At 73.0% G+C, this 22460-nt stretch carries 23 protein-coding genes and 1 riboswitch; of the genes, 1 reads left to right on the top strand and 22 read right to left on the bottom strand.

All coding sequences use genetic code 11. The features are described 5' to 3' along the window. Positions 1–159: 159 nt before the first annotated feature. From I847_RS0102230 to I847_RS0102265, 8 genes are all read right to left on the bottom strand, one after another. Positions 160–1797, bottom strand: a complete 1638-nt coding sequence (locus tag I847_RS0102230) for an amidohydrolase (RefSeq protein WP_028048375.1) — start codon at positions 1795–1797, stop codon at positions 160–162. Between the two features lie 17 nt (positions 1798–1814). Continuing rightward, a complete protein-coding gene (locus tag I847_RS0102235) occupies positions 1815–4691 on the bottom strand; it encodes an RNA helicase (protein WP_155855960.1) in 2877 nt (958 codons plus the stop codon). Between the two features lie 41 nt (positions 4692–4732). Beyond that, positions 4733–5650 carry a diacylglycerol kinase family protein gene (locus tag I847_RS0102240; RefSeq protein ID WP_028048377.1) on the bottom strand — a complete coding sequence of 306 codons (918 nt, stop codon included), beginning with the start codon at positions 5648–5650 and terminating at the stop codon, positions 4733–4735. After that, positions 5647–6435 carry a twin-arginine translocase subunit TatC gene (gene tatC / locus I847_RS0102245; RefSeq protein ID WP_028048378.1) on the bottom strand — a complete coding sequence of 263 codons (789 nt, stop codon included), beginning with the start codon at positions 6433–6435 and terminating at the stop codon, positions 5647–5649. The genes I847_RS0102240 and tatC overlap by 4 nt, the downstream gene beginning before the upstream one ends. 43 nt (positions 6436–6478) lie before the next feature. Beyond that, positions 6479–6778 (bottom strand): Sec-independent protein translocase subunit TatA, encoded by a 300-nt coding sequence (gene tatA / locus I847_RS0102250; RefSeq protein ID WP_028048379.1) that lies wholly within the window; start codon positions 6776–6778, stop codon positions 6479–6481. A 61-nt stretch (positions 6779–6839) separates the two neighbouring features. Continuing rightward, complete coding sequence (locus I847_RS0102255; RefSeq protein ID WP_028048380.1) at positions 6840–7169, bottom strand: hypothetical protein; 330 nt, start codon at positions 7167–7169, stop codon at positions 6840–6842. Between the two features lie 2 nt (positions 7170–7171). Further along, entirely contained in the window at positions 7172–8146 is a 975-nt protein-coding gene (locus I847_RS0102260) for a YafY family protein (RefSeq protein ID WP_028048381.1), read from the bottom strand. Further along, positions 8139–9170, bottom strand: a complete 1032-nt coding sequence (locus I847_RS0102265) for a YafY family protein (RefSeq protein WP_028048382.1) — start codon at positions 9168–9170, stop codon at positions 8139–8141. Before I847_RS0102265 ends, I847_RS0102260 begins: the two co-directional genes overlap by 8 nt. Before the next feature lie 34 nt (positions 9171–9204). On the opposite strand from I847_RS0102265, the gene I847_RS0102270 reads away from it, so the two are divergent. Next, the gene (locus I847_RS0102270) at positions 9205–10329 is read left to right on the top strand and encodes a DUF3866 family protein (RefSeq protein WP_028048383.1); all 1125 of its coding nucleotides are present in this window, start codon (positions 9205–9207) and stop codon (positions 10327–10329) included. On the opposite strand, the gene I847_RS0102275 is transcribed toward I847_RS0102270, so the two are convergent. The 14 genes from I847_RS0102275 to I847_RS0102340 form a co-directional block, all read right to left on the bottom strand. Beyond that, a complete protein-coding gene (locus I847_RS0102275; RefSeq protein ID WP_028048384.1) occupies positions 10322–11053 on the bottom strand; it encodes a 2-phosphosulfolactate phosphatase in 732 nt (243 codons plus the stop codon). The two genes, I847_RS0102270 and I847_RS0102275, sit on opposite strands and share 8 nt — an antisense overlap. Then, entirely contained in the window at positions 11050–11247 is a 198-nt protein-coding gene (locus I847_RS0102280; RefSeq protein ID WP_028048385.1) for a hypothetical protein, read from the bottom strand. Before I847_RS0102280 ends, I847_RS0102275 begins: the two co-directional genes overlap by 4 nt. A gap of 1 nt (position 11248) precedes the next feature. Then, complete coding sequence (locus I847_RS0102285; protein WP_231384044.1) at positions 11249–11701, bottom strand: PH domain-containing protein; 453 nt, start codon at positions 11699–11701, stop codon at positions 11249–11251. Next, on the bottom strand, positions 11689–12537 hold the full coding sequence (gene hisG, locus I847_RS0102290; protein WP_028048387.1) for an ATP phosphoribosyltransferase: 849 nt from the start codon (positions 12535–12537) through the stop codon (positions 11689–11691). The genes I847_RS0102285 and hisG overlap by 13 nt, the downstream gene beginning before the upstream one ends. A gap of 17 nt (positions 12538–12554) precedes the next feature. Continuing rightward, the gene (locus I847_RS0102295) at positions 12555–12818 is read right to left on the bottom strand and encodes a phosphoribosyl-ATP diphosphatase (protein ID WP_028048388.1); all 264 of its coding nucleotides are present in this window, start codon (positions 12816–12818) and stop codon (positions 12555–12557) included. Next, positions 12815–13309 carry a 6,7-dimethyl-8-ribityllumazine synthase gene (gene ribH / locus I847_RS0102300; RefSeq protein WP_028048389.1) on the bottom strand — a complete coding sequence of 165 codons (495 nt, stop codon included), beginning with the start codon at positions 13307–13309 and terminating at the stop codon, positions 12815–12817. Before ribH ends, I847_RS0102295 begins: the two co-directional genes overlap by 4 nt. Beyond that, entirely contained in the window at positions 13306–14661 is a 1356-nt protein-coding gene (locus I847_RS0102305) for a bifunctional 3,4-dihydroxy-2-butanone-4-phosphate synthase/GTP cyclohydrolase II (RefSeq protein WP_028048390.1), read from the bottom strand. Before I847_RS0102305 ends, ribH begins: the two co-directional genes overlap by 4 nt. Continuing rightward, entirely contained in the window at positions 14658–15263 is a 606-nt protein-coding gene (locus tag I847_RS0102310; protein WP_028048391.1) for a riboflavin synthase, read from the bottom strand. Before I847_RS0102310 ends, I847_RS0102305 begins: the two co-directional genes overlap by 4 nt. Beyond that, positions 15263–16327, bottom strand: a complete 1065-nt coding sequence (gene ribD / locus I847_RS0102315; protein WP_028048392.1) for a bifunctional diaminohydroxyphosphoribosylaminopyrimidine deaminase/5-amino-6-(5-phosphoribosylamino)uracil reductase RibD — start codon at positions 16325–16327, stop codon at positions 15263–15265. Before ribD ends, I847_RS0102310 begins: the two co-directional genes overlap by 1 nt. Before the next feature lie 74 nt (positions 16328–16401). Then, positions 16402–16534: riboswitch (FMN riboswitch) on the bottom strand. 83 nt (positions 16535–16617) lie between these two features. Continuing rightward, positions 16618–17280 (bottom strand): ribulose-phosphate 3-epimerase, encoded by a 663-nt coding sequence (rpe, locus tag I847_RS0102320; protein WP_028048393.1) that lies wholly within the window; start codon positions 17278–17280, stop codon positions 16618–16620. Positions 17281–17323: 43 nt separating this feature from the next. Then, positions 17324–18820: an RsmB/NOP family class I SAM-dependent RNA methyltransferase gene (locus tag I847_RS0102325; RefSeq protein WP_028048394.1), complete on the bottom strand. Its 1497-nt coding sequence runs from the start codon at positions 18818–18820 to the stop codon at positions 17324–17326. Continuing rightward, complete coding sequence (locus I847_RS0102330; RefSeq protein WP_028048395.1) at positions 18817–19755, bottom strand: methionyl-tRNA formyltransferase; 939 nt, start codon at positions 19753–19755, stop codon at positions 18817–18819. The genes I847_RS0102325 and I847_RS0102330 overlap by 4 nt, the downstream gene beginning before the upstream one ends. A 10-nt stretch (positions 19756–19765) precedes the next feature. Next, the gene (locus tag I847_RS0102335; RefSeq protein WP_028048396.1) at positions 19766–20380 is read right to left on the bottom strand and encodes an HAD family phosphatase; all 615 of its coding nucleotides are present in this window, start codon (positions 20378–20380) and stop codon (positions 19766–19768) included. Continuing rightward, the gene (locus I847_RS0102340; protein ID WP_028048397.1) at positions 20377–22455 is read right to left on the bottom strand and encodes a primosomal protein N'; all 2079 of its coding nucleotides are present in this window, start codon (positions 22453–22455) and stop codon (positions 20377–20379) included. The genes I847_RS0102335 and I847_RS0102340 overlap by 4 nt, the downstream gene beginning before the upstream one ends. Between the last annotated feature and the right edge of the window lie 5 nt (positions 22456–22460).

Genomic DNA, 22460 nt, shown 5'->3' on the forward strand with positions numbered 1-22460 from the left:
TCACCTGTGCCCCGCGCGTACGGTCTGTACGCATCGGTTCGGCGTGTCGGTCCGCGTGTCGCGAGATCCGGTGGATCGGGACGGCGCTGTCCCAGAACGGCGTCGAAACTTTTCACCCGGTCAGACGTCCAAGATGCTCGGCGTGTCTCGCGACGCGTCTCAGAACGTGTCGTGCAGGACCGACGAGCCGCGGACCGTGCGCAGGCATTCGGGCAGCGGCGCGTCCGGCGACATGTCCGGCAGGAGCGGGATCCCGGCACGCGCGTCCGTGCTCCACGACGAGAAGCGACCGTCGGCGGCCTGCACGGTGAGACGCTCCGCGCGCCAGACGGCGAAGTGAGCCGGCGATCCCACGCGGAGCTCACCAGCCCCCGTGTGGTCGAGGCCCGCGAGTCGCCAGCCGCCCCGGGTCGACGCCCGGAAGGCGGCACGCGCCGAGATCCGCTGGTCGACGGCCCGGTGCTGGACGGCGGCCCGGACGGCCGACCACGGGGAGATCGCCGTGACGGGCGAGTCCGACCCGAAGGCTAGCGGTATCCCGGCCGCTGCCAGGTCCGCGAACGGGTTGAGCGCGGCGGCCCGGCCGGCGCCCAGGCGCGCGGCGTACATGCCGTCCGGGCCACCCCACGCGGCGTCGAACCCGGGCTGGACGCTGAGCTGCACTCCGAGCAGGACGAACGCGGCGAGCGTCGGAGCGTCGACCATCTCCGCGTGCTCGAGCCGGTGACCACGCCGCGCGATCGCCTCGACGCCCTCGACGTCGACGGCGGCGCGCAGCCCGATGAGCAGCTCGTCCATCGCCCGGTCGCCGATCACGTGGAACCCGCCCTGCACGCCGGCGCGGGTGACAGCCGTGAGGTGGTTGCACACCTGCTCGGCCGTCAGGTAGAGCGTGCCGGCATGGTCTGGGGCGTCGGCGTACGACGAGCGCAGCGACGCCGTGCGCGAGCCGAGGGAACCGTCGATGTTCAGGTCACCACCGATCCCGGTCAGGCCCGGGATCGCGGCGAGGATCTCGCGCGCATCGTCGACGGTCACGCACTGCTCGCCGCGGTACCCGACCACGTGCGGGAGCCCGCTCTCCTCGGCCGCCGTCATCTCGAGAAGCTCGACGAGTCCCTCGCGCGTGTCGATGAACGGGGCCGACTGCTCGTGCACCGAGACGACACCGCGCGCCGCGGCGTGCTGCAGAGCCTGCCGGTACAGCCGCGTCCGCCGGTCGGGCGCGACGGCACGGGCCGCGTCCCGGGCCGCGTGGTGCGCGTCGCGTTCGACGCGACCGTCGTAGCTCCAACCCGGCAGGACGTCCAGCCCGGCGCTCGCGGTCAGGGCGCTCGAGACGACCGCCGAGTGGACGTCGACCCGCGCCAGGTACACCGGCGCACCGCCCGCCGCCGAGTCGAGCTCCTCGCGGGTGGGCGGGCGACCCTCGGGCCAGCGCTGCTCGTCCCAACCGAAGCCGAGCAACGGGCTGGCCTTCGCTCCGACCGGGCGCTGCTCTGCCGCGCGATGCACGGCGTCCAGGGCGTCCGCGAGCGAGTGCACTCCCCCGTCGGGCGACAGGTCGATGCTCTCCAGCGCGAGGGCGGTCTCCAGGACGTGGACGTGTGCGTCGACGAACGCCGGGGCGACCAACGCACCCTCCAGGTCGATCACCTCGTCCGCCCGCGCGACGAGCCCGTCGGCCGTGTCGTCCGCACCGACCCAGGCCACCACACCGTCCTCGACGAGCATGGCCTCGGCGAACGGGTCGGCGGACGTGTGCACCGCACCGTGGCGGTAGAGGGTCGAGCTCACACGGGCACACTAGAGCCCTAGACCGAGGAGTACGCGACCACTCCACGTCGCAGTGCGTCGACGGCCTTGTGCGCAGTCTCGCGGACGCGGTCGGTCGGAGCAGCCTGCGAGATCTGGTCGAGCACGTCGATCACCTGTTTGCACCACCGCACGAAGTCGCCCGCGGACAGCTCGCTCCCCCTGAGCACGGCGTCGAGGCTGCGTCCGGCGGCCCAGCGGTGCACGGCCTCGACGAGTCCTGTGTCCAGCGGCTGGGTGGTCTCGACCTTGTGCGCGGTCTCCAGGTCGTCGAGCTCGGACCACGCCCGCACCGTCGCGTCGAGAGCGACACCCAGCCTGCTCGCCGGGCCGCCGGGGACGTGCGGCTCCCCCTGGTCGTCGCGACGTGAGCGGTAGACCAACGTCGAGACGGCGGCGGCCAGACCGGGGGCGTCGAGCTCGTCGAACACGCCGCGGCGCAGGCACTCGGCCAGCAGCAGGTCGTTCTCGGCATAGATCCGGCGCAGCCAGCGGCCCTCCGCGGTGACCTCGAGGGAGGCGCGGCTGTCCCCCGAACCGGACTGCGCAGCGTCCGACTGCGAGAGGTACCCGAGACGCAGCAGCACGTCGCAGATGCGGTCGAACACCGCCGCGATCGACCCGGTGCGTCCCGCGATGCGCGCGACGAGCGCGTCGTGCTCGCCGGCCAGGCGGGCCCAGCGCTCCGCCCAGCGCATGTGGTCCTCGCGGTCGGGACAACCGTGACAGGGGTGCGCGCGCATGCGGCGCCGCAGCTCGGCGATCTCGGCGTCGTCCGTGGCCGCCACGCGCCGGGTCGGCTTGACGCGGCCCTTCGGCGAGGTGTGCGCGTGCCCCTCGTCGCTGACCGCCGTGCGAAGCTGCGCGGCGAGGTCACGACGAGCCGCCGGGACGCGGGCGGTGAACCCCTTCGGCACCCGCAGGAAACCGACCGTCCGTGCCCCGGTGCCGACATCCGCGACCGTGAGCTTTCGGACCTGTCGGTCGACGGTCAGGACCGTCGGCTTGGGTCCGTCGAAGCCGGCCTCGCCGCCGGGGTCGATGACGACCACGTGTCCCGACCGACGACCGACGGGGATCTCGAGCACGTCGCCGACCCGGAGCCCGTCGAGGGTCCGGGCGACCTCGGCGCGACGAGCCGAGGCCTCGGCGCGTGTCAGGTCTTTCTCGCGAGCGGTGATCTGGCGCCGCAGCGAGGCGTACTCGGCAAAGTCTCCCTGGTGGCACTCCATCGCCTTGGCATAGCCGTCCAGGGCCTCTGTGTGGCTCTGTGCCTGGCGCGCGAGCCCGACCACGCCCCGGTCGGCCTGGAACTGCGCGAACGACGTCTCCAGGACCTCGCGGGCCCGGTCGCGGCCGACCTGCGCGACGAGGTTGACGGCCATGTTGTAGGTCGGCCGGAAGCTGGACCTCAGCGGGTAGAGCCGCTTGGACGCGAGGCCCGCGAGCTGCACCGGGTCGAGCCCGGGGTGCGCGACGACCACCGCGTGACCCTCGGTGTCGATCCCACGGCGGCCGGCACGCCCGGTCAGCTGGGTGTACTCCCCCGGCGTCACGTCGACGTGGCTGGACCCGTCCCACTTGACCAGCTTCTCCAGGACGACGGACCGCGCGGGCATGTTGATGCCCAGCGCGAGCGTCTCGGTGGCGAACACGACCTTGACCAGCCCTTGCGAGAACAGGTCCTCGACCGTCTCCTTGAACAGCGGGAGCATCCCGGCGTGGTGTGCCGCGACCCCACGGCTCAGCGCCTCGGCGAACTCCCAGTACCCCAGCACGGGCAGGTCCTCGGGAGGGACCGCCGCGCACTTCTCCTCGACGACCATCCGGATCCGCGACGCCTCGGCGGGAGTCGTCAGCCGCACTCCCGCGGCGAGGCACTGCTGCACGGCACCCTGGCACCCGGCGCGAGAGAAGATGAACACGATCGCGGGCAGCAGCCCGTCCGCCTCCAGCGCGTCGACGACCGCGAACCTGGGCGTCGGCTTCCCACCGCCGGGCCGGTTCGGGCGGCCCTGCTGCTGGCGACCGCGGTGCGCCGGACCGCGTCGGGCCGGGATCTCCTCACGGTTGCTGCGTCGCAGCAGGTGGCTCAGGTCGGGGTTGATCGGCGGGTCGACGCCCGGGTCGGTCGGGTCGACGTGGCCCGCGTACAGGTCGAGAAGCTCACCCCGTACAAGAACGTGCTGACCGAGCGGGACCGGGCGATGCTCGCTGACCACCACCGTCGTGTCGCCGCGGACGGTGGCCAGCCAGTCACCGAACTCCTCCGCGTTGGAGACCGTCGCCGACAACGAGACCAGCTGCACGTCGTCCGTGAGGTGGATGATCACCTCCTCCCAGACCGGTCCGCGGAACCGGTCCGCCAGGTAGTGCACCTCGTCCATGACCACGAACCCGAGACCCTGGAGGGTCGAGGACCCCGCGTAGAGCATGTTGCGGAGCACCTCGGTGGTCATCACGACGACGGGCGCGTCGCCGTTGATCGTCGTGTCCCCCGTGAGGAGGCCGACCTTCTCGGCGCCGTACCGGCGGACGAGGTCGCTGTACTTCTGGTTGGACAGCGCCTTGATGGGCGTCGTGTAGAAAGCCTTGCGCCCCGACTCGAGCGCCAGGTGCACGGCGAACTCGCCCACGACCGTCTTGCCCGCGCCCGTGGGAGCTGCGACGAGAACGCCGCTGCCACGCTCCAGCGCGAGGCACGCATCTACCTGGAACTCGTCGAGCGGAAAGCCCAGCAGCTCCCGGAACCGCGCGAGCTCGGTGCGCTCCACCTCGGCTCGGCGCCGGGCCGCTGCATACCGTTCGGCGGGCGAGAGCTCCACTGACGGGTCAGGGGACGGGGTCGACTTGCGAGTGCGGGCCACCACACGCACACCCTAGGCACACGCGTGCCCGTCGCGCGTCCGCCGCGCGCTCAGCACAGGACGGGCAGGGCTCCGGGCACCACCGTGACGCGCAGGGGCAGCGGGCCGACGCGCTCACCGTCGGCGAACGCTGCCGGCGGAAGGTGACCCAGCGAGGTCAGGGGCTCGATGAGGACCGACGTGCTGCGGAACACGTCCACCGACGGGTGGCCGACGTGCTTGCCGCCGTAGATGCCGGGGAAGATCTTGACCACGCCGCCCTTGCTGAACGGTCCGGCGACGACGACATCGAGCTGGCCGTCGTCGACCACGGCGTCCGGCGCGATCTTCAGCCCACCGCCGATCCACGGCGCGTTCGCGACGGCGACGAGCGTGCCCGTCGACTCCCAGACGCGGTCGTCCAGGGTCACCCGGTAGCCGTACGGGGCGAACGTCGGCAGCTCGGTCAGGAGGGCACGCACGTAGCGAAGGGAACCCTTGGGCCAGGTCATCTCGTTCGCCCGCGCGTTGATCGCCGCGTCGAACCCGCACGAGAGCACCCCGAGGTACCACTCGTGGGCAGCTGTCCCGGGCGGCCCCACCCGAACGGCGTCCACCCGCCGCGGACCGACGAGAAGTCCGTGCTCGATCCGGGCGACCGACGTGTCCACCTCACCGGGCTTCGGCAGCTCGAGCGTGCGTGCGATGTCGTTGCCGGTGCCCGCCGCGACGATCCCCAGGGGCACACCGGTTCCTGCCACCACGTTGACGCCGAGGTGCACCATGCCGTCACCGCCGACGACCACCAGGGCATCGAGACCTTCGAGAGCCGCTGTCCGCGCCCGGTCGGTGGCCAGCGCGAGCGACGACGCCGAGAGGTCCACGACGTCGTGACCCCGCCCGCGCAGCAGCTCGTGCGTGCGACGACCCGCGGCGGTCCCGCGGCCCTTGCCCGCGGTCGGGTTGACCACGACACCGAGACGGGTCACGCGGTGCCGCCTGGGGCGTCGTCGGGCAGGTAGCCGTCGAGCGTCGGCAGGCCGTTGGCGAGGCGTTGCTTGTTGACCCGCCGGTCGTGCAGCTCGCACACCAGCAGCGCGAGGAAGTACAGGCCACAGATGGGAAGCGCCACCATGAGCATGGTGATGGCGTCGGGGGTCGGGGTCATGACCGCGGCGAACACGAACGCGGCCATGACGGCCCAGCGCCAGCTCCGGCGCCACATCGCCGCCGTGCCTATGCCGGCGAAGTTCAGGGCGACCATGACGACGGGAAGCAGGAACGCCAACCCGAACGCCAGCATCAGACGCATGACGAAGCCCAGGTACACCTGGGCGTCGATGAAGTTCGCCGCACCGGAGGGTGTGAACCCGGTGAGCAGCCGTACCGCGTTCGGCAGAGCCCACCAGGCGAGGTACGCGCCCGTCAGGAACAACGGCACGGCGACACCGACGAACCCGAACGCGTATCCCCGCTCCTTGCGCGTCAGGCCGGGCGTGATGAACGCCCAGAGCTGGTAGATCCACCACGGGCTGGAGATCAGCACGCCCAGGAAGAACGAGACCTTGATCTGCATGTCGAACGACGCGGCAAGGCCCGGAAAGTTCAGGGTGATCAGGGCGTCTCGTTGCTTGGCGACCTCGAGGATCGGGCTCTGGAGCGCCTGGAACACGGGCGTGTACAGGAACCAGCCGATGACCGCGCCGACCAGGATGCCGAGCACCGCGAGGAACAACCGATGACGCAGCTCGACCAGATGTGCCCGCAGCGGCATCCGGCCGCCGGGTTCCGCCCCGCGGCGTGCGCTCACCCTCGGGTCAGGACTTCGGCGGGGCGGAACCCTCGGTCGGCTCAGGCCGGTCCGGGGTCGGGACGACGGGCGTCTGCACGACGACCGGCGGCGGAGTCACGACCGTGTTCTGGACGGGGGGCGCCGTGTTCGGCGTCGCGTCGGCGGGCGGCGCGTCGTCCGTGCGCAGGTCCTTGACCTCGTTCTTGAAGATCTTCATCGACTGGCCGACGCTCTTGGCGACGTCGGGAAGGCGCTTGGCCCCGAAGATCAGGATCACCACGGCGAGCAGGATGATCACGTGTACGGGGCCAAGGTTCTTCAACACGGAACGGATCCTTCCCTCACAGCATGGATGACCTGTCGATCCTACGCGTGCCGGTCCGATCTCAGCGCCAGTAGGCCTTCCATGCCCGTCGGGTCGCGGCGCGGCGATTGGCACGGACGACTCGACGACCCGCTGCCGCGACGCGTAGCTCCGCGTAGCGGTCGTACATCTCACCGGGATCCGCCAGCACGGTCGGGCCCGTCTCCGGCCGGAGCGCCTCCGCTGCCCGCTGCAGCTCGTCGACCCGCACGGCGAGCTGGCCGAGCACCTCCGCCGCGCGACCCAGCTCCTTGCCCAGGGCGACGCCCGAACGCCACAGCCGGCGGCCCAGGAAGAACGCGCCGGCGAGCGTGGCCAGCACCAGGAGCGTCCACACGGAGAACCAGAGCACGATCACACCTCCGTCTCGGCGAGTGCGCCGTAGGCCCGCAGCGCCGCACGGGCGGAGGTCGCGACCTCCTGCGCCACCCGGACGGGCGTAACGGAGAGCACGTCGTCGGCCACCTGCAGCACGAGGTGGCGCAGCCACGCCTCCTGCACGATCCGCAGGTCGACCTCGAAGGAGCCGTCGTCGTGGTTGCGGACGGCGTCGACCGGCGTCGTCTCGGCCACCCACCGTGCCCGGCTGGTCAGGTGCAGCGTGACCAGCTCCCCCTCGGGCCCGGGAGCGAACAGGTGCGCCCGGTCGCCCACGTGGTGGTCCACGCTCGGCTCCTCCAGGACGCGGGCCTCGAGCACCCGGTCGACGCGGAACAGCCGTTCGCCGTTGACGAGCAGGCACCAGGCGAGCAGGTACGAGCGCTCGTCGTCGGTGGCGAGCCGGATCGGGTCGACGTCGCGCTCGGTGGCGATGTCCGAGGCGTTCACGTAGCGCAGGTGCAGCCGACGACCGTCGCGGAGTGCCGTCGCGACTGCGGCTGCCACCTCGGGCGCGGCGTCGACCGCGAGCCGGACGTCGACCGCGGCAGCGGCATCGCCCGTCGCGGCGGTCAGCTTCCCCAGCGCGGACCGCAGGACCGCGGCACGCTCCGGATCCATCGCCGAACCGAGTGCGGAGTCGAGTGCCCGGAGCGCCGCGACGAGCGCCACGGCCTCGCGGGCGCCCAGGCGCAGCGGGCGTGTCATGCCGCGTGACTCGGTGAGGCGGACGACGCCCTGCTCGTAGGACGCGGCATCGAAGTCGATGAGGTCGTGGGGGTAGTAGCCCGGCGTGCCCGTGACCCACAACGTGTCGATGTCGGACATCACCTGGCTGGTCGTCACGCCGAAGTGGTCGGCGATCTTCTCGACCGAGACCCCTTCGTGGCGGTCCAGGTAGGTGATCATGCCGAGCATCCGCAGGAGCCGGTCGCTGGCGCGCTCAGCCATCGACGTCCACCCCCTGCCGCTCGTCGAGGGTCGCGGCGGTGCGCAGGAGGTGCAGGACGTGGTTGCGCAGGCTCACGGGTGCGAGCACGACGACGGCAGCGCCGTAGCCGACGAGCTCCTCGGCGAGCTCCCACTCGGCCCGGTACGGCACGTGGACGAGCTCGCGGTTCGCGACGAACGGTGCCGTCGCCGGATCAGTGGTCCAGTCCGGTGCGTCGGCCGGCGCCGGGACCGCACGGGCGCGCGGGGCGCTCGCTCGCTCGGGCAGGATCGCGAGCGTCGCGATCCTCTCGGGACCGGCACCCCAGGTCTGCAGGGCCTCGGTCAGGGCCTCGGGCGCGGGCGCGGCGAACGAGCCCGGCTCCCCCACCGGTCGCACGGTGCCCTCGATCCGGCTCAACCGGAACGAACGACTGGCGCCGCGGTCCCGATCCAGCCCGACGAGCACCCAGCCGCCGCGGCGGGCCAGCAGCTTCCAGGGCTCGACGATCCTGTCGCGGACCTCGCCCGTGGTGGCCGCCCGGTACGTGAACCGGACCGGCTGGCGGGCCTGCACCGCGTCGACGAGCGGGCTGAACGCGCCGCCACCTGCCCGGACGCGCGGTGCGAGACCCGCAACGAGATCCGTCGACTCGACGCCTTCACCGACGGCCCGCAGCTTCGTCAGCGCGCGCGAGGTGTCCACCTGGACGGCCTGGTCCTGCCACACCTGGGCGGCCATGGCCAGCACACCGAGCTCGGCGGCGGTCAGGTCGAGGGGCGGCAGCGCGTAGGCGTCCAGGTCGACCCGGTAGCCGATGTCGTCGCCGTGGCCCGCGTCCGTGACGGTCAGGATCGGGATGCCGAGCTCGCGCAGCGTGTCCTTGTCCCGCTCGAACATCCGCTCGAAGGCGTCGTCGGACGGTGCTTCCTGGTAGCCGGCGACGCTCGTGCGCACCTGCTCCTTCGTCATCCGGCCCGCGGTGTTGACGAGGGCGATGACGAGGTTGAGCAGGCGCTCGGCAGGGGCGATCTGAGCGGCCATCGAGCACCACCGTAGTGGCCGGTAGCGTGGGCGCGTGATCACGTGGCGTGCGGGAACCGTGGTGTCGCTCGGATCCACGTGGCCGGGCGCGGCGGAGATGACGGTCGAGCTGGAGTCGCCGGTCGGCGCCGTGCCCGCCGGAGGGACGGTACGCGCGCTCGCGTACCCGTCGCTCGTCGGCTCCCCCGAGATCGGAGACCGGGTGCTCCTGAACGTCTCGGCCCTCGCCCGCGGGCTCGGCACGGGCGGGTACGCGCTCGTCGTCGCCGGCCTCGACGCCCTGCCCGCCGATCCGCCGGACGGCCCGGGACACCTGGTGAAGGCCCGCTACACGCCGCTGCAGGCCATGGTGCTGGGGGTCGACGACCAGGAGTCCCCGCACCACGACGTGCTTCGCGACGCCGACGACCTCGGGGGTCTGCCGGTCGTCGTCGCGGACCTGCACTCCGCCCTTCCCGCGATCGTCGCCGGTGCCCGGTTCGCCGCGGCGCGCGCGGGCGCGGAGCCCCCTCGCGTGGCGTACGTCATGACCGACGGCGGTGCGCTCCCCGCCTGGTTCTCCCGCGCAGTCGCCGGCCTACGGAGCGCCGGGTGGCTCGAGGCGTGCATCACGACGGGCCAGGCCTTCGGCGGCGACCTCGAGGCGGTCACCGTGCACACCGGCCTGCTCGCCGCGCGGCACGTGGTCGGAGCCTCGCTGGTGGTGGTCACGCAGGGACCCGGGAACCTCGGTACAGGGACGCGCTGGGGGTTCTCGGGTGTGGCGGCGGGCGAGGCGGTGAACGCGGCAGCCACGCTCCGCGGTCGTCCCGTCGCCTCACTGCGGGTCTCGGGTGCCGATGCCCGAGAGCGGCATCTCGGCATCTCGCACCACTCGCTGACGGCCTACGGGCGGGTCGCGCTGGCGGCGGCAGACGTCGTCGTCCCGGTCTTCGAACCCGGGGACCTGGACGGACTCGGGCACCGCATCGACGACCAGGTCGCCGCGTTGTCGGCGCGCCACCGCGTGGTGCGGGTCCCCGCGGGCGCGGACCTGCGCAGCGCGCTGGCCGGCACCCCGGTCCGCCTGTCGACCATGGGCCGGGGCCTCGAGGCCGACCCGGCGGCGTTCCTGACCGCCGCCGCGGCGGGGATCCACGCGGTCGACCTGGTCACCTGACGAACGCCCCGTCGACCAGCCTCGGCACCGAGCCGCTCTGACCGACCTCGGCGGCGATGCCGACATCCGCGTCGAGTCCGCGACCGGTCAGCTCCCGGCCACTCGCGCACTCGAGCAAGGCCCGGTGCTCCCGTCCGCGCACCTCCCGGTAAGCCGCTGCAGCGGCGGACGCCTCGGGAGACAGTGAGAGGCCACGCTCGCCGAGGGCTGCGACCACGGCGCCCGCACCCCACAGGTCCTCGACCGCCGGTCGTAGCGATCCGTCCGGCCACGCCTCTCCTGCCGCCACCACCAGCACACGATCGACGCCGCTCACGGCCTCGGCGACCGCGTCCGCGTTGCGCAGGCTCGCACCGACCACCTGCGTTCCCCGGACGGCGAGGCGACGACTGATCGCCGACCCGTTCGGCGACGGAAGGACGAGCGTGCCCGGTCGGGCCCAGCGCCGCAGGCTCGCGGGAGACAGGGACGGGCCGGCGGTCAGCGATCTCGGCCCGGCGAGCGTGGCGCCGTGGTCGAGCGCGACACGCACCGCCTCGTCCGGATCTCCGGCGTGGGGCACCACGGCGATCCCGAGGTCCGCCGCGACCGACAGCGTCGTCGTGAACGAGAGCACGTCGACGACGACGGTGACGTCCGCGAGGGGTGCCAGGGCGTCCGCACCCTGCCACCCCCACTCGAAGGAGACCGTGTACCCGATCTGGAGGAGGTCGTCCGCCGTCATTCCAGATACCCGGTAGTCGGGTCGACGTCCGCCAGGAACTCTCGGATCACGTCGTCGATCTGCTCGGCGTCGAGCGGGGGGCCCGAGACCGAGAAGCCGTAGCCGGGGTTCGGGCCGCTCAGCCAGGTGACGTCGTAGGTGTTCGGTGGACGCTCCACCACCGAGAAGCGTTCGCCGTCGACCTCGATCTCCACGTCAGTCGTCCCTGTCCGTGGCCGTGTGCTGCGCGACGAGGGTGGCCAGCCGGCGGGCCTCGGCGTCCGCGTACGCGCCGTCGGCCCGCTGGATGCCCATGACCGCGAGCGTGTCCCCGTCCGAGAGGTCCAGCTGGACCCAGGGTCGTCCGGAGCCGAACCGCACCGAGACGATCTCCGCCCACTCCAGCCGGCGCGTGTAGACGAGGTTCCGGACCGTGACGCCGTCGTCGTCGACCCGCGCCCGCACCGACGCCTGCCGCCAGCAGAAACCCGCGATCAGGAGGCCGACGATCGCGAAGCCCAGCTGGTCACCGAGGTTCAGGGTCGGCAGGTACGCGATCAGGAGACCGGTCAGAACCAGCACGACGGCTGCCATCACGAGCGTCACGACCCTCGCGGCGCGAGGTCGGAACGTTCGGTACGACGGGTCCACGACGGTCAGAGTCGGCACGCGTGGATCGACGTCACCAGGATCGCGCGGGCGCCCACGTCGTACAGGGAGTCCATGACGCGGTTGGTCTCGTCGCGACGGACCATGGCCCGCACGGCCGCCCACTCACGGTTGTGCAGCGGCGACACCGTGGGCGACTCGAGCCCGGGGGTGATCGCGACCGCCGCGTCGACGAGGTCCAGGGGCACGTCGTAGTCCATCAGGACGTACTCGCGAGCCGTCAGGACACCCTGGAGGCGTCGGGTCAGCACCTCGAGGCCCGCCGGTTCCGGACCGTCGGAACGGCGGACCAGCACGGCCTCCGACCGCAGGATCGGCTCCGCGAAGATCTCGAGTCCGGCGGCGCGCAGCGTCGTGCCGGTCTCGACGACGTCGGCGATCAGGTCGGCGACGCCGAGCTTGATCGCGGACTCCACCGCACCGTCCAGGCGCACGACGCCCGACGGCTCGATGCCGAGCGAGCGCAGGTACGAGCGGACCAGGACCGGATAGCTCGTCGCGACCCGGTGGCCCCCCACCTGCGCGACGTCGGACCACTGGCCGGCCGCTCCGGCGAACCGGAAGGTCGAGCGCGCGAAGCCCAGCGGCAGGTGCTCGACCGCGGCGGACTCCGAGTCCAGCATGAGGTCGCGTCCGGTGATCCCGACGTCGACCGTGCCCGCGCCGACGTACACCGCGATGTCGCGCGGACGCAGGAAGAAGAACTCGACGTCGTTGTCCGGATCCGGCAGCACGAGCTCGCGGGAGTCGCGACGCTGCCGGTAGCCCGCCTCCTTGAGCATCTCGGCGGAGGGCTCCGACAGGGAGCCCTTGTTCGGGACGGCAATCCTCAGCACAGCGATGTCCTCGGGTCTCAGAGGTGCGCGTACACGTCGTCGAGCGTCAGTCCGCGCGCGATCATGAGCACCTGCAGGTGGTACAGCAGCTGGGAGATCTCCTCAGCCGTCCGCTCGTCCGACTCGAACTCGGCGGCCATCCAGACCTCGGCGGCCTCCTCGACGACCTTCTTGCCGATGCCGTGGACGCCGGAGTCGATCTCGGCGACGGTACGGGAGCCGGCAGGACGGGTGGTGGCCTTGTCCGTCAGCTCGGCGAACAGCGCGTCGAAGGTCTTCACGCGCGCACTCTAGACGGCTCCGACCGCAGCCCGCGCAGGGCGACCACGGTGGCGACGGCGGCCTCGGCGGCCTCGGCACCCTTGTCCTCGTGCGAGCCGGGCAGCCCGGCACGGTCCAATGCCTGGGCGTCGTCGTCACAGGTGAGCACGCCGAAGCCGACGGGCACCCCGGTGCGGATCGCGACGTCGGTGAGTCCCAGCGTCGCGCCCTGGCACACGTACTCGAAGTGGGGTGTGCCGCCGCGGATGACGACGCCGAGCGCGACTACCGCGTCCGCACCGTTCGTCGCCGCCACCTGAGCGGCCACCGGGAGCTCGAACGTGCCGGGCACACGCACGATCGTCACGTCGGTCACCTGCGCGGCGTCGAGGGCGCGCGCGGCGCCCGCGAGCAGACCGTCCATGACGACGGTGTGCCAGCTCGCGGCGACGACCACGACCTTCAGGCCCGTTCCGTCGACGGTCAGCGTGGGTGCTCCAGCACCGCTCATGCCAGGTCCTCCAGGTTCTCGAACGCGTGGTCCTCGTGGTCTGCGCCGGGCACGGCCGGCGTCGCGTGGACGGGCGCGACGGGGATCGGGTCGCGCTCCGTGCCGACGGGCAGGTGCAGCAGGTGGCCCATCGACGTGGCCTTGGTGCGCAGGTACGCCTCGTTCTGCGGGGTGCGCCCGACCTCGAGGCTGCGGATCTCCGCGACGTCGATGCCGTGCGCCCGCAGGCCGGCCACCTTGGCGGGGTTGTTGGTGAGCAGGCTGATCCGGCTGACACCCAGGTCGGTGAGGATCGCGGCGGCGGCGCCGTACTCGCGCCGGTCTGCGGGCCACCCGAGGTCCAGGTTGGCCTCGACCGTGTCGCGACCCTCGTCCTGCAACGCGTAGGCGGCGACCTTGGCCAGCAGGCCGATCCCCCGGCCCTCGTGCCCGCGCAGGTAGACGACAGCGCCGCCCTGCTCCGCGGCGAGCTCCAGGGCCGCGTCGAGCTGCGGTCCGCAGTCGCAGCGGGCCGAGCCGAACGCGTCGCCCGTCAGGCACTCGGAGTGCACCCGGACCACCGGGTGCTCGGCCAGGCCGCTCGTCGGGACCAGCGCGACGTGCTCGTCGCCGGTCCGCAGGTCGCGGTAGCCGTGGATCCGGAACTCGCCGTGCCTCGTCGGAAGGTACGCGGTGTGCGTCGCGTGGACGCGCTCGCGCGGGGGGGCCGCGACGGCGACCTCGCGGGTCACGTCGTCGCCGTGGCCGGTGCGCCACGCCACGATGTCCTCGATCGTCAGGAGCACGAGGCCCTCGGACTCGGCAAGCTGGGAGGCGACGTCGAGCCTGGTCATCGTCCCGTCGTCGTTGACCAGCTCCGCGATCGCCCCGACGGGCTCCAGACCGGCCAGCCGGCACAGGTCGACGGCCGCCTCGGTGTGGCCCGCGCGGTGCAGCACACCGCCCGGGACCGCCCGCAGAGGGAGCACGTGTCCGGGACGGATGAGGTCCTCGCGACCCGACGCCGGGTCGGCGAGCACGCGCAAGGTGCGGGCACGGTCGGACGCCGAGATGCCGGTGGTGACACCGGTGGCCGCGTCGACCGTGACCGTGTACGCCGTGCGTCGAGGGTCCTGGCTGTGCGGGACCATCAGCGGCAGGTCGAGGGCGTCGGCGCGGGACGCCGGCATGGGCGCGCAGAGGTAGCCCGACGAGTGACGGATGGTCCACGCGATCCACTCGGGCGTCGCGGACTGCGCCGCCAGGATGACGTCGGCCTCGTTCTCCCGGTCCGGCGAGTCGGCGACGAGCACCGGCCTCCCCTGCCGGAGCGCCTCCAGGGCGTCCTCGACGGTGCCCAGTCGGACGGTCATCGCAGGACCCCCGCCGACGAGAGCAGCCGCTCGGTGTACTTGGCCAGGACGTCTACCTCGATGTTCACGCGCGCTCCGGGTGCGAGGGTGCCGAGGGTTGTGGCCTCGAGCGTGGTGGGGATGAGCGAGACACCGAACGACCCGTCGGTGACGTGGGTGACGGTCAACGAGATGCCGGAGACCGCGATCGAACCCTTCTCCGCGATGTACCGGGTCAGCTCGGGAGCGAGCCCGATCTCGACGTCGTCCCACCGCGGCCCCGGCTTCCGGCTCAGGATCGTCCCGATCCCGTCGACGTGGCCCTGGACCACGTGGCCGCCGTAGCGGCCGCCCACCGCGAGTGCGCGCTCGAGGTTCACCGGGCTGGACACGCCCAGGTCCTCCAGCGCGCTGCGGCGCAGCGTCTCCGGCATGACGTCCGCCCAGAACGTCCCGTCGCCGGGCAGCTCGGTCACCGTCAGACAGACCCCGGAGACGCTGATCGAGTCGCCCAGGCGAGCGTCCGACACGACCAGCGGGCCGCGCACGCGCAGCCGCGCGTCCTGCGGACCCTGCTCGAGCGCCTCGACGGTGCCGACCTCTTCGACGATTCCGGTGAACATCAGCTCTCCTCCATGGTGCTTGCGGGTTCGGGTGTGGCGACGACCAGCACGTCCGGACCGAGCGGCAGGACCTGCCGCGTGGTCAGCCGGACGGCGTCGCCGATGGTCGTGATGCCGAGGTCGGCCAAGGCCGGCGGCCCCGCGCCGAGCAGGACGGGTGCGACGTACGCGTGCACCTCGTCGACGAGACCCGCGCGCACGAAGGCCGCGGCGAGCGTCGGACCGCCCTCAACGAGGACATGCCGCACCTCGCGCTCGGTCAGCCGAGCGAGCACGACGGCCGGGTCGTGCGTGTCGATCTCGATCAGCTCCCCGCCAGGACCGCGCAGGCGTGCGCCCACCGGAACCGGCCGGTGCCCCACGACGACTCGCAGCGGCTGCTGCCCGTGCAGCTCGCCGGCAGCGTTGCGCGAGGTCAGCGACGGGTCGTCAGCCAGGACCGTTCCCGTGCCGACGACGATCGCACCCACCTCGGTCCGCAGCTCGTGGGCATGGTGGCGCGAGACCTCGGACGTGATCCACCGGCTCGACCCGTCCGCTGCCGCGACCCGACCGTCGAGCGACGTCGCGAGCTTGAGGGTGACGAACGGTCGACCCCGTTCCACCGACGGCAACCAGGCGCCCAGCAGCTCGCGACCCTCGGCGGCGAGCACGCCGGTCTGGACGTCGACACCGGCGGCGCGCAGTCGCTGGGCGCCGCCCGCCGCGACGGGATTCGGGTCGGCCACCGACACGACGACACGACGCACGCCCGCGGCGATCAGCGCCTCCGAGCACGGACCCGTGCGGCCGGTGTGGTTGCACGGTTCGAGCGTGACGACGGCCGTCGCGCCCACCGTGTCGGTGCCGCGGGCCGACGCGTCGACGAGCGCGGCCACCTCGGCGTGCGGCGTCCCCGCACCGCGGTGCCAGCCTTCACCCAGCACCTCGCCGGACTGGCTCAGAAGGACGGCACCGACGCGCGGGTTGGGGCCACCGGCCGGCCCGCGACGGGCGATCTCCAGCGCATGCCGAAGGGCAGACAGCTCGGCGGGAGCGACGTGCTCGACCTCCGTGCTCGACATGCCTACCTCCGGGCGCGATGGCTCCGGGGTATGGGCGGCAGGAAGAGTCCCGCTACCACGGCGCAGGGCGCCGCCACGTGATCCTCCCATCCGGACTTTCACCGTCGGTCCTGGAGTTCCACCAGGTCAACCGCCCGATCCTTGCGGACCGGTCGGGTCGCGGACTGTCACCGCCGGCTCGGAATTACACCGACCCCGGAGCACGTGTATGTGTTCGTACTGCGCCAACGATCATGCCACACCAGGCATTCCCCACCGAATTCCGATGGACCCGGTCAAGTTTCGCGGCATCACGCCACGGCGGTCTCCGCCAGCAGCCGTAGGGCCCCGATCTCGGCCGCGACGTCGGGTGCGCCGTAGACCGCGGACCCGGCGACGAACACGTCGGCGCCGGCCTGAGCGATGCGCTCGATGGTGTCGCGCGCGACCCCGCCGTCGACCTGGAGGAGAGTCGACAGCCCCAGCTCCTCGATGGCACGCCGGGTCCGCCGGATCTTGGGCAGCATGCCCTCGATGAACGACTGTCCGCCGAACCCCGGTTCGACGGTCATGACGAGCACCATGTCGAACTCCGGCAGCAGGTCCAGCAACGGCTCGACCGGGGACGCCGGCCGAAGCGCGATGCCGGCACGCACGCCGCTCGAGCGCAGCTCGCGGGCCAGGCGCACCGGCGCCTGCGTGGCCTCGGCGTGGAACGTCACGGACGCCGCCCCCGCGGCGGCGTACTCGGGCGCCCACCGGTCGGCGTCCTCGATCATCAGGTGCACGTCCAACGGGATCGGCGACACCTGGGCGATCCGGCGCACGATCGGCAGCCCGAGCGTGAGGTTGGGGACGAAGTGGTTGTCCATGACGTCGACGTGCACGAAGTCGGCCGTGGCGATCGCCGCCAGGTCCCGCTCGAGGTTGACGAAGTCCGCGGACAGGATGCTCGGGTTGATCAGCGCAGGCACATGAGCAGCCTAGCCAGCGCCCGCCTTCGAGGGCTCCCCGAGCTCAGGACGTGCGGCGCAGCAAGCTCAGGTGCATCGCGTCCGTGCCGTGCACGTGCGGCCACAGCTGGACGTCGAGGCGCCCGTCCGGCAGGTCGATGGCGCCAGGCACGATGCTCCGCACCACCGCCTGGGCATCGATCACCTCGACGACGAGACCGTCCCGGGCGGCCGCGCGCAGCGCGTCCTTGACGACGAGCTGGGTCTCGACGAGGTGCGGCGAGCACGTCACGTAGGCGACGACACCGCCGGGGCGCACGGCCCGCAGCGCGGACACGAGCAGCTCCCGCTGCAGGGCACCCAACGTCGGCAGATCGTTCGGGCTGCGGCGCCAGCGGGCTTCGGGACGACGGCGGAGCGCACCGAGCCCCGTGCACGGCGCGTCGACCATCACCCGGTCGAACGACGCTGGCTCCAGCGCACCCAGGTCACGGCCGTCACCCGTGCGCACGTCCTCGACCGCGTCCGCCGGCACTGCCCGCAACGCCTGCTCGACCAGCTGGGTGCGGTGCGGCTGCAGCTCGTTCGCCACGATCCGGGCACCGCGCTCCCCCGCGACCGCCGCGAGCAGCGCCGCCTTGCCACCCGGCCCGGCGCACAGGTCGAGCCAGCGCTCGTCGCGCCCCACGACCGGTACCTCGGTCAGCGCGAGGGCCACGAGCTGGCTGCCCTCGTCCTGCACCCCGGAACGTCCCTCGCGCACGCTCGACAAGGCTGCCGGGTCACCACCGGCCAGCACGACCGCGGTCGGGGTCAGCGATCCTCGGGTGGAACCGGAGGCGTCGGCGAGCACCTCGTCGGCGTCCGCGAGCCCGGGCCGCGCCACCACGGTGACGTGCGGCGCCACGTTGTCCGCGACGAGCAGCTCCTCGATCTCGTCCGCGGAGCGCCCGTGGCCCACGAGCGCCTCGCGGAGCGCGCGCACGACCCAGACCGGATGGCTCTGGACAGCGGCGAGGGCGGCGAGCTCGTCGGTTCCCTGCGTGATCCGCTCCTCCCAGACGTCGAGCGGCTCTCGACCGATCGCACGCAGGACCGCGTTGACGAACTGCGACGCTCCTGTGCCCAGCTGTTCACGCGCGAGGCCGACGGTCTCGGAGACCGCAGCGTGGGCCGGGACCCGCATGCCGAGCAGCTGGTGCGCTCCCAGCCGGAGCACGTCGAGGACGGGCGGGTCGATCTTGTCCGTCGGACGAGCCGCGGCCAGCGCGATGATCGCGTCGTACCGGCCCTGCAGGCGCAGGGTGCCGTAGGCCAGCTCGGTGGCGAACGCGGCGTCCCGTGCGTCGATCCGGCGCTCGCGCAGGAGCGGGGGCAGGACGAGGTTCGCGTAGGAGTCGGTGCCGGCCACTGCACGCAGGACGTCGTAGGCGGCCGTCCGGGCCGCGTCGCTGCCCTTGCGACGCTGGGACGGCGCAGCGGACGACCGTTGCGTCCTGCCCTGGGAGCGCGCGGCGCTGCGCTGCCGGCCGCTGGCGTCACGACGGTCGTCGGCGGTCATGCGACGCCTCCGAGCACGACCGCGCCGTCGAGTCGCGCGCCGCGGGCCCAGTCGGCCGCCGCCATCGGGCGCTTGCCCTGCGGCGTGACGTCGCCCAACCGGACGGCATGACCCGCGGTGCCGACGAGCACGTCACGCTTGCCGGCGCGCACCTCGCCCGGAGCGAGGTCGGTGACGTCGGGTGCGCCGACGACAGGTCCCAGGCCGAGGCGCGAGCCGTCGGGCACGGTGGTCCAGGCTCCCGGCGCCGGTGTGCAGCCCCGGATGCGTCGGTCGATCACGTGCGGTGGCTGCGACCAGCGCACGCGGGCGTCCTCCGTCTCGAGCTTCGGTGCGTGGCTCACGCCGTCGGTGCCCTGCGCGACGGGGCTCAGGATCCCGTCCTCGATGGCGTCGAGCGTCTGCACCAGCAGTCCGGCTCCCGCGACGGCGAGCCGGTCGAGCAGGTCGCCCGCCGTGTCTCGCGGGCGGATCGTCTCCGTGAGGAACCCGAAGACCGGGCCCGTATCCAGTCCTGCCTCCAGACGGAAGGTGGTCGCCCCCGTGACCTCGTCGCCAGCCATCAGGGCGTGCTGCACGGGGGCCGCGCCGCGCCAGGCGGGCAGGACCGAGAAGTGCAGGTTGACCCAGCCGTGCGTGGGCACGTCGAGCAGCGCAGGCGGGATCAGCGCGCCGTAGGCGACGACCGGTGCGGCGTCGACGGCCAGCCCGGCCAGCCGCGCCTGGAACTCCTGGTCGCGGGGTCGGTCCGGGGTGAGGACCTCCAGGCCTGCCTCCAACGCGCGGGCCTTCACGGCGCTGATCCCCGAGGTTCGGCCGCGGCCGGAGCGGGCGTCGGGGCGGGTCAGCACCGCGACCACCTCGTGGCGCGACCCCAGGAGGGCCTCGAGCGACGGCACCGCGGCCGCGGGAGTTCCGGCGAAGAGCAGTCGCATGGCCCCGATCTTAGGTGCGCGGCAACGGGACGCCGCGCGCGACCAGCTCGTGACGCAGCTCTTCCGCGGACGTGAAGAGCACGGCCTGGAGGCCCAGCCGAGCGGCCGCGTCGACGTTCTTCGGGGCATCGTCGACGAAAACGGTGGTCTGCGGTGTCAGGCCGAACCGCTCGATCAGCAGCCGGAAGATCCGTTCGTCCGGCTTGGCCATCCCGACCGCGCCCGAGACCAGCACGTCCTCCAGCAGCCCGATCGCGGGCGCCGCCGGCTCGGCGAGGTGGAACGTCTCCGCCGACCAGTTGGTCAGGCCGAGGGTCCGCACACCCGCAGCCACGAGGTCGCGCACGAGTCGCTCGGACCCCGGCACGGGACCGGGCAGGGCGTCGGCAAAGTGGTCGACGTAGACGTCGAGAGCGCGTGAGTGCTGCGGGAACCGAGCACGCACCTCGGCCCTCGCCTGTGCCCAGGGTCGCCCTGCGTCCTGGCGGTGGTTGAACGACGGGAAGTCGACGTCCGCGAAGAACGCCTCGACGGCCTCCCTGTCCATCCGGCCGACGAACGGACCGAACGGGTCCCACCGCACGAGCACCTGGCCCAGGTCGAAGACCACCGCATCGATGCTCATCCGAGGTCCGCCGGGTCCAGCTGCACGCGCACGGAGCCACCCTCGCGTCGCGCGCTACGGACCGCCTGCGACGCCGCCAGGGACCTCGCGAGGGCCGGACCCTGCGACCGCGGGACGCGAACGAGAGCGCGCACCTCGGACTCGAGCGACTCCTCCGGCGCGGCGACGGGCACGGGGCCGAGCACCTCGAGCTGAGGCACGTCGAGCCGGGCGACCAGCGCGTCCACCGCGTCGCGCGGACCCGTCACCGAGGCGATCCGCACGGACGGCGGGAGTGCGAGCTCGGCCCGTTCTGCCAGCTCGCGCGACGCATAACCAGCGGGGTCCCAGCGCACGAGCGCCTGCGTCGCCCGCTCCTCGGCGTCACCGACGAGCAGGACGACTCCCCCGTCGGAGCCGGACCTCACCAGCGCGGCGGCCGCGAACCACCGTCGCAGCGCGTCCTCACCCGTGCGCAGTGCGGCGCCGGCCGTGCTGACGGATGCGTCGAGCAGCAACGCGGCCGCGTAGCCGCCCGGAGCGACGGGCTCGGCACCGGGCGTACAGACGACGACCGCCGGCTCGTCCCTGACGCTCGCCAGCACACCCCCGGCGGCACGGGCACCGGAGACGCGGACCGGTACGCCGGGGAACGCGCGGCCCAACTCCTCGGCCGTGCGCTCGGACCCGACGCGCACGGACCTGAGCGCGTGGGAACCGCACTCGGTGCACCGCCAGTCGGTCGCCAGCCGGCCGCACCAGCCGCAGGTCGGCACCGCGGTCGCCGAGGCCAGCCCCAGCGGGCCGTGGCAGACCCCGCAGCGCGCCGACGCCCGGCACCGGCCGCACGCGACGGCCGGGAGATACCCGGCGCGCGGCACCTGGACGAGCACCGGCCCGTCCGCGAGCCTGTCGCGCACGGTCCGCCACGCGGGGGCGGGAAGTCGAGCGGCCGCCGCGGGCCCCTCCCGGGCGAGCTCGATCGAGGTCAGGGCCTGCACGCGCGGGGCTCGCGCCCGGGTTGTCGCGCGGTCGGCGGTCACCTCACGCGCCCAGCCGCTCTCCACGAGCGCCTGACCCTCGACGCTGCGTCCGTGCCCGGCGACGAGCAAGCCGCAGGACTCCAGCTCCGAACGCAGCGCGAGCACCTCCCGGACGTGCGGGTACGGCGCGCGCGGCTCGGCGTGCAGCGGGTCGCCGTCGTCCCACACGACCGCGAGGCCGAGGTTGCGCACAGGTGCGAACGCGGATGCTCGTGTCCCGACGACCACGTCGGCCTGCCCCCGGAGGGCGGCCAGGAAGGACCGGTAGCGCACGGCCGGGCCGTCGTCGGCGGCGAGCCGGACGGCTCCGCCCTCCGTGCCGGGCACCCAGCGTGCGATGTCCACCTCGGCGAGCGCACCCAGCACCCGGTCGATGTCGCGAGCGTCCGGCACGACGACCAGCGCCCCACGACCGCCCACCACGCACGCCGCGACCGCCTGGGCGATCGCGTCGGGCCACCGATCGCCCGCGGAACCGGGCAGCGCCGACCACACCGCCCGGGGAGCGCCCCCGGTGGTCAGGTGCTGCAGGAAGGCCGGGCCGCCCCGGTACTGCGCCCACGCCGTCGCGGTGCTTTTCGGTGCCGCAGGCGGCTCGGGCTCGCCAGGCATCTCCGCCTCGACCCGGGCGTGCCGGGCAGGGACGGCGAGGCGCAGGACGTCGACGAGCGTCCCAGCCCAGCGATCGGCCACGGCTCGGGCGAGACGGGCCACCTCGGGCGACAGGACCGGTTCGGCGGAGACGACCTTGCGCAGGGGCGCGAGCGTCCCGTCGTGCTCCGCCACCTCGACCCTGTCGAGGACGTACGCGTTGACGTCCCGTCCGGCGAAGCGCACCTTGACGCGCGTCCCGGGTACGGCCGTGTCGGCGAGCGCCGCCGGCACGAGGTACTCGAAGGCACGGTCGAGGTGCGCCGGCGGCAGGTCGACGCACACGCGTGCGACGGGCAGCTCCCGCGCGACCGCAGGACCATCGACGACGGGTCGTGCGCGACGCCGGGGCCCTGGCAGACCGTCGAGCACGAGCTGCTCGCCGTCCGCCGTCACGTCCATGGGGT

The sequence above is a fragment of the Cellulomonas sp. URHD0024 genome, from assembly GCF_000426185.1.
GTDB lineage: Bacteria > Actinomycetota > Actinomycetes > Actinomycetales > Cellulomonadaceae > Cellulomonas.

Excerpts from the sequence above, each read along its gene's own strand:
- tatC (WP_028048378.1), bottom strand. The coding sequence starts at position 6,435 with ATGCCGCTGCGGGCACATCTGGTCGAGCTGCGTCATCGGTTGTTCCTC.
- I847_RS0102260 (WP_028048381.1), bottom strand. The coding sequence starts at position 8,146 with ATGGCTGAGCGCGCCAGCGACCGGCTCCTGCGGATGCTCGGCATGATC.
- I847_RS0102265 (WP_028048382.1), bottom strand. The coding sequence starts at position 9,170 with ATGGCCGCTCAGATCGCCCCTGCCGAGCGCCTGCTCAACCTCGTCATC.
- I847_RS0102275 (WP_028048384.1), bottom strand. The coding sequence starts at position 11,053 with ATGACGGCGGACGACCTCCTCCAGATCGGGTACACGGTCTCCTTCGAG.
- ribH (WP_028048389.1), bottom strand. The coding sequence starts at position 13,309 with ATGAGCGGTGCTGGAGCACCCACGCTGACCGTCGACGGAACGGGCCTG.
- I847_RS0102305 (WP_028048390.1), bottom strand. The coding sequence starts at position 14,661 with ATGACCGTCCGACTGGGCACCGTCGAGGACGCCCTGGAGGCGCTCCGG.
- I847_RS0102310 (WP_028048391.1), bottom strand. The coding sequence starts at position 15,263 with ATGTTCACCGGAATCGTCGAAGAGGTCGGCACCGTCGAGGCGCTCGAG.
- ribD (WP_028048392.1), bottom strand. The coding sequence starts at position 16,327 with ATGTCGAGCACGGAGGTCGAGCACGTCGCTCCCGCCGAGCTGTCTGCC.
- I847_RS0102325 (WP_028048394.1), bottom strand. The coding sequence starts at position 18,820 with ATGACCGCCGACGACCGTCGTGACGCCAGCGGCCGGCAGCGCAGCGCC.
- I847_RS0102330 (WP_028048395.1), bottom strand. The coding sequence starts at position 19,755 with ATGCGACTGCTCTTCGCCGGAACTCCCGCGGCCGCGGTGCCGTCGCTC.
- I847_RS0102335 (WP_028048396.1), bottom strand. The coding sequence starts at position 20,380 with ATGAGCATCGATGCGGTGGTCTTCGACCTGGGCCAGGTGCTCGTGCGG.
- I847_RS0102340 (WP_028048397.1), bottom strand. The coding sequence starts at position 22,455 with ATGGACGTGACGGCGGACGGCGAGCAGCTCGTGCTCGACGGTCTGCCA.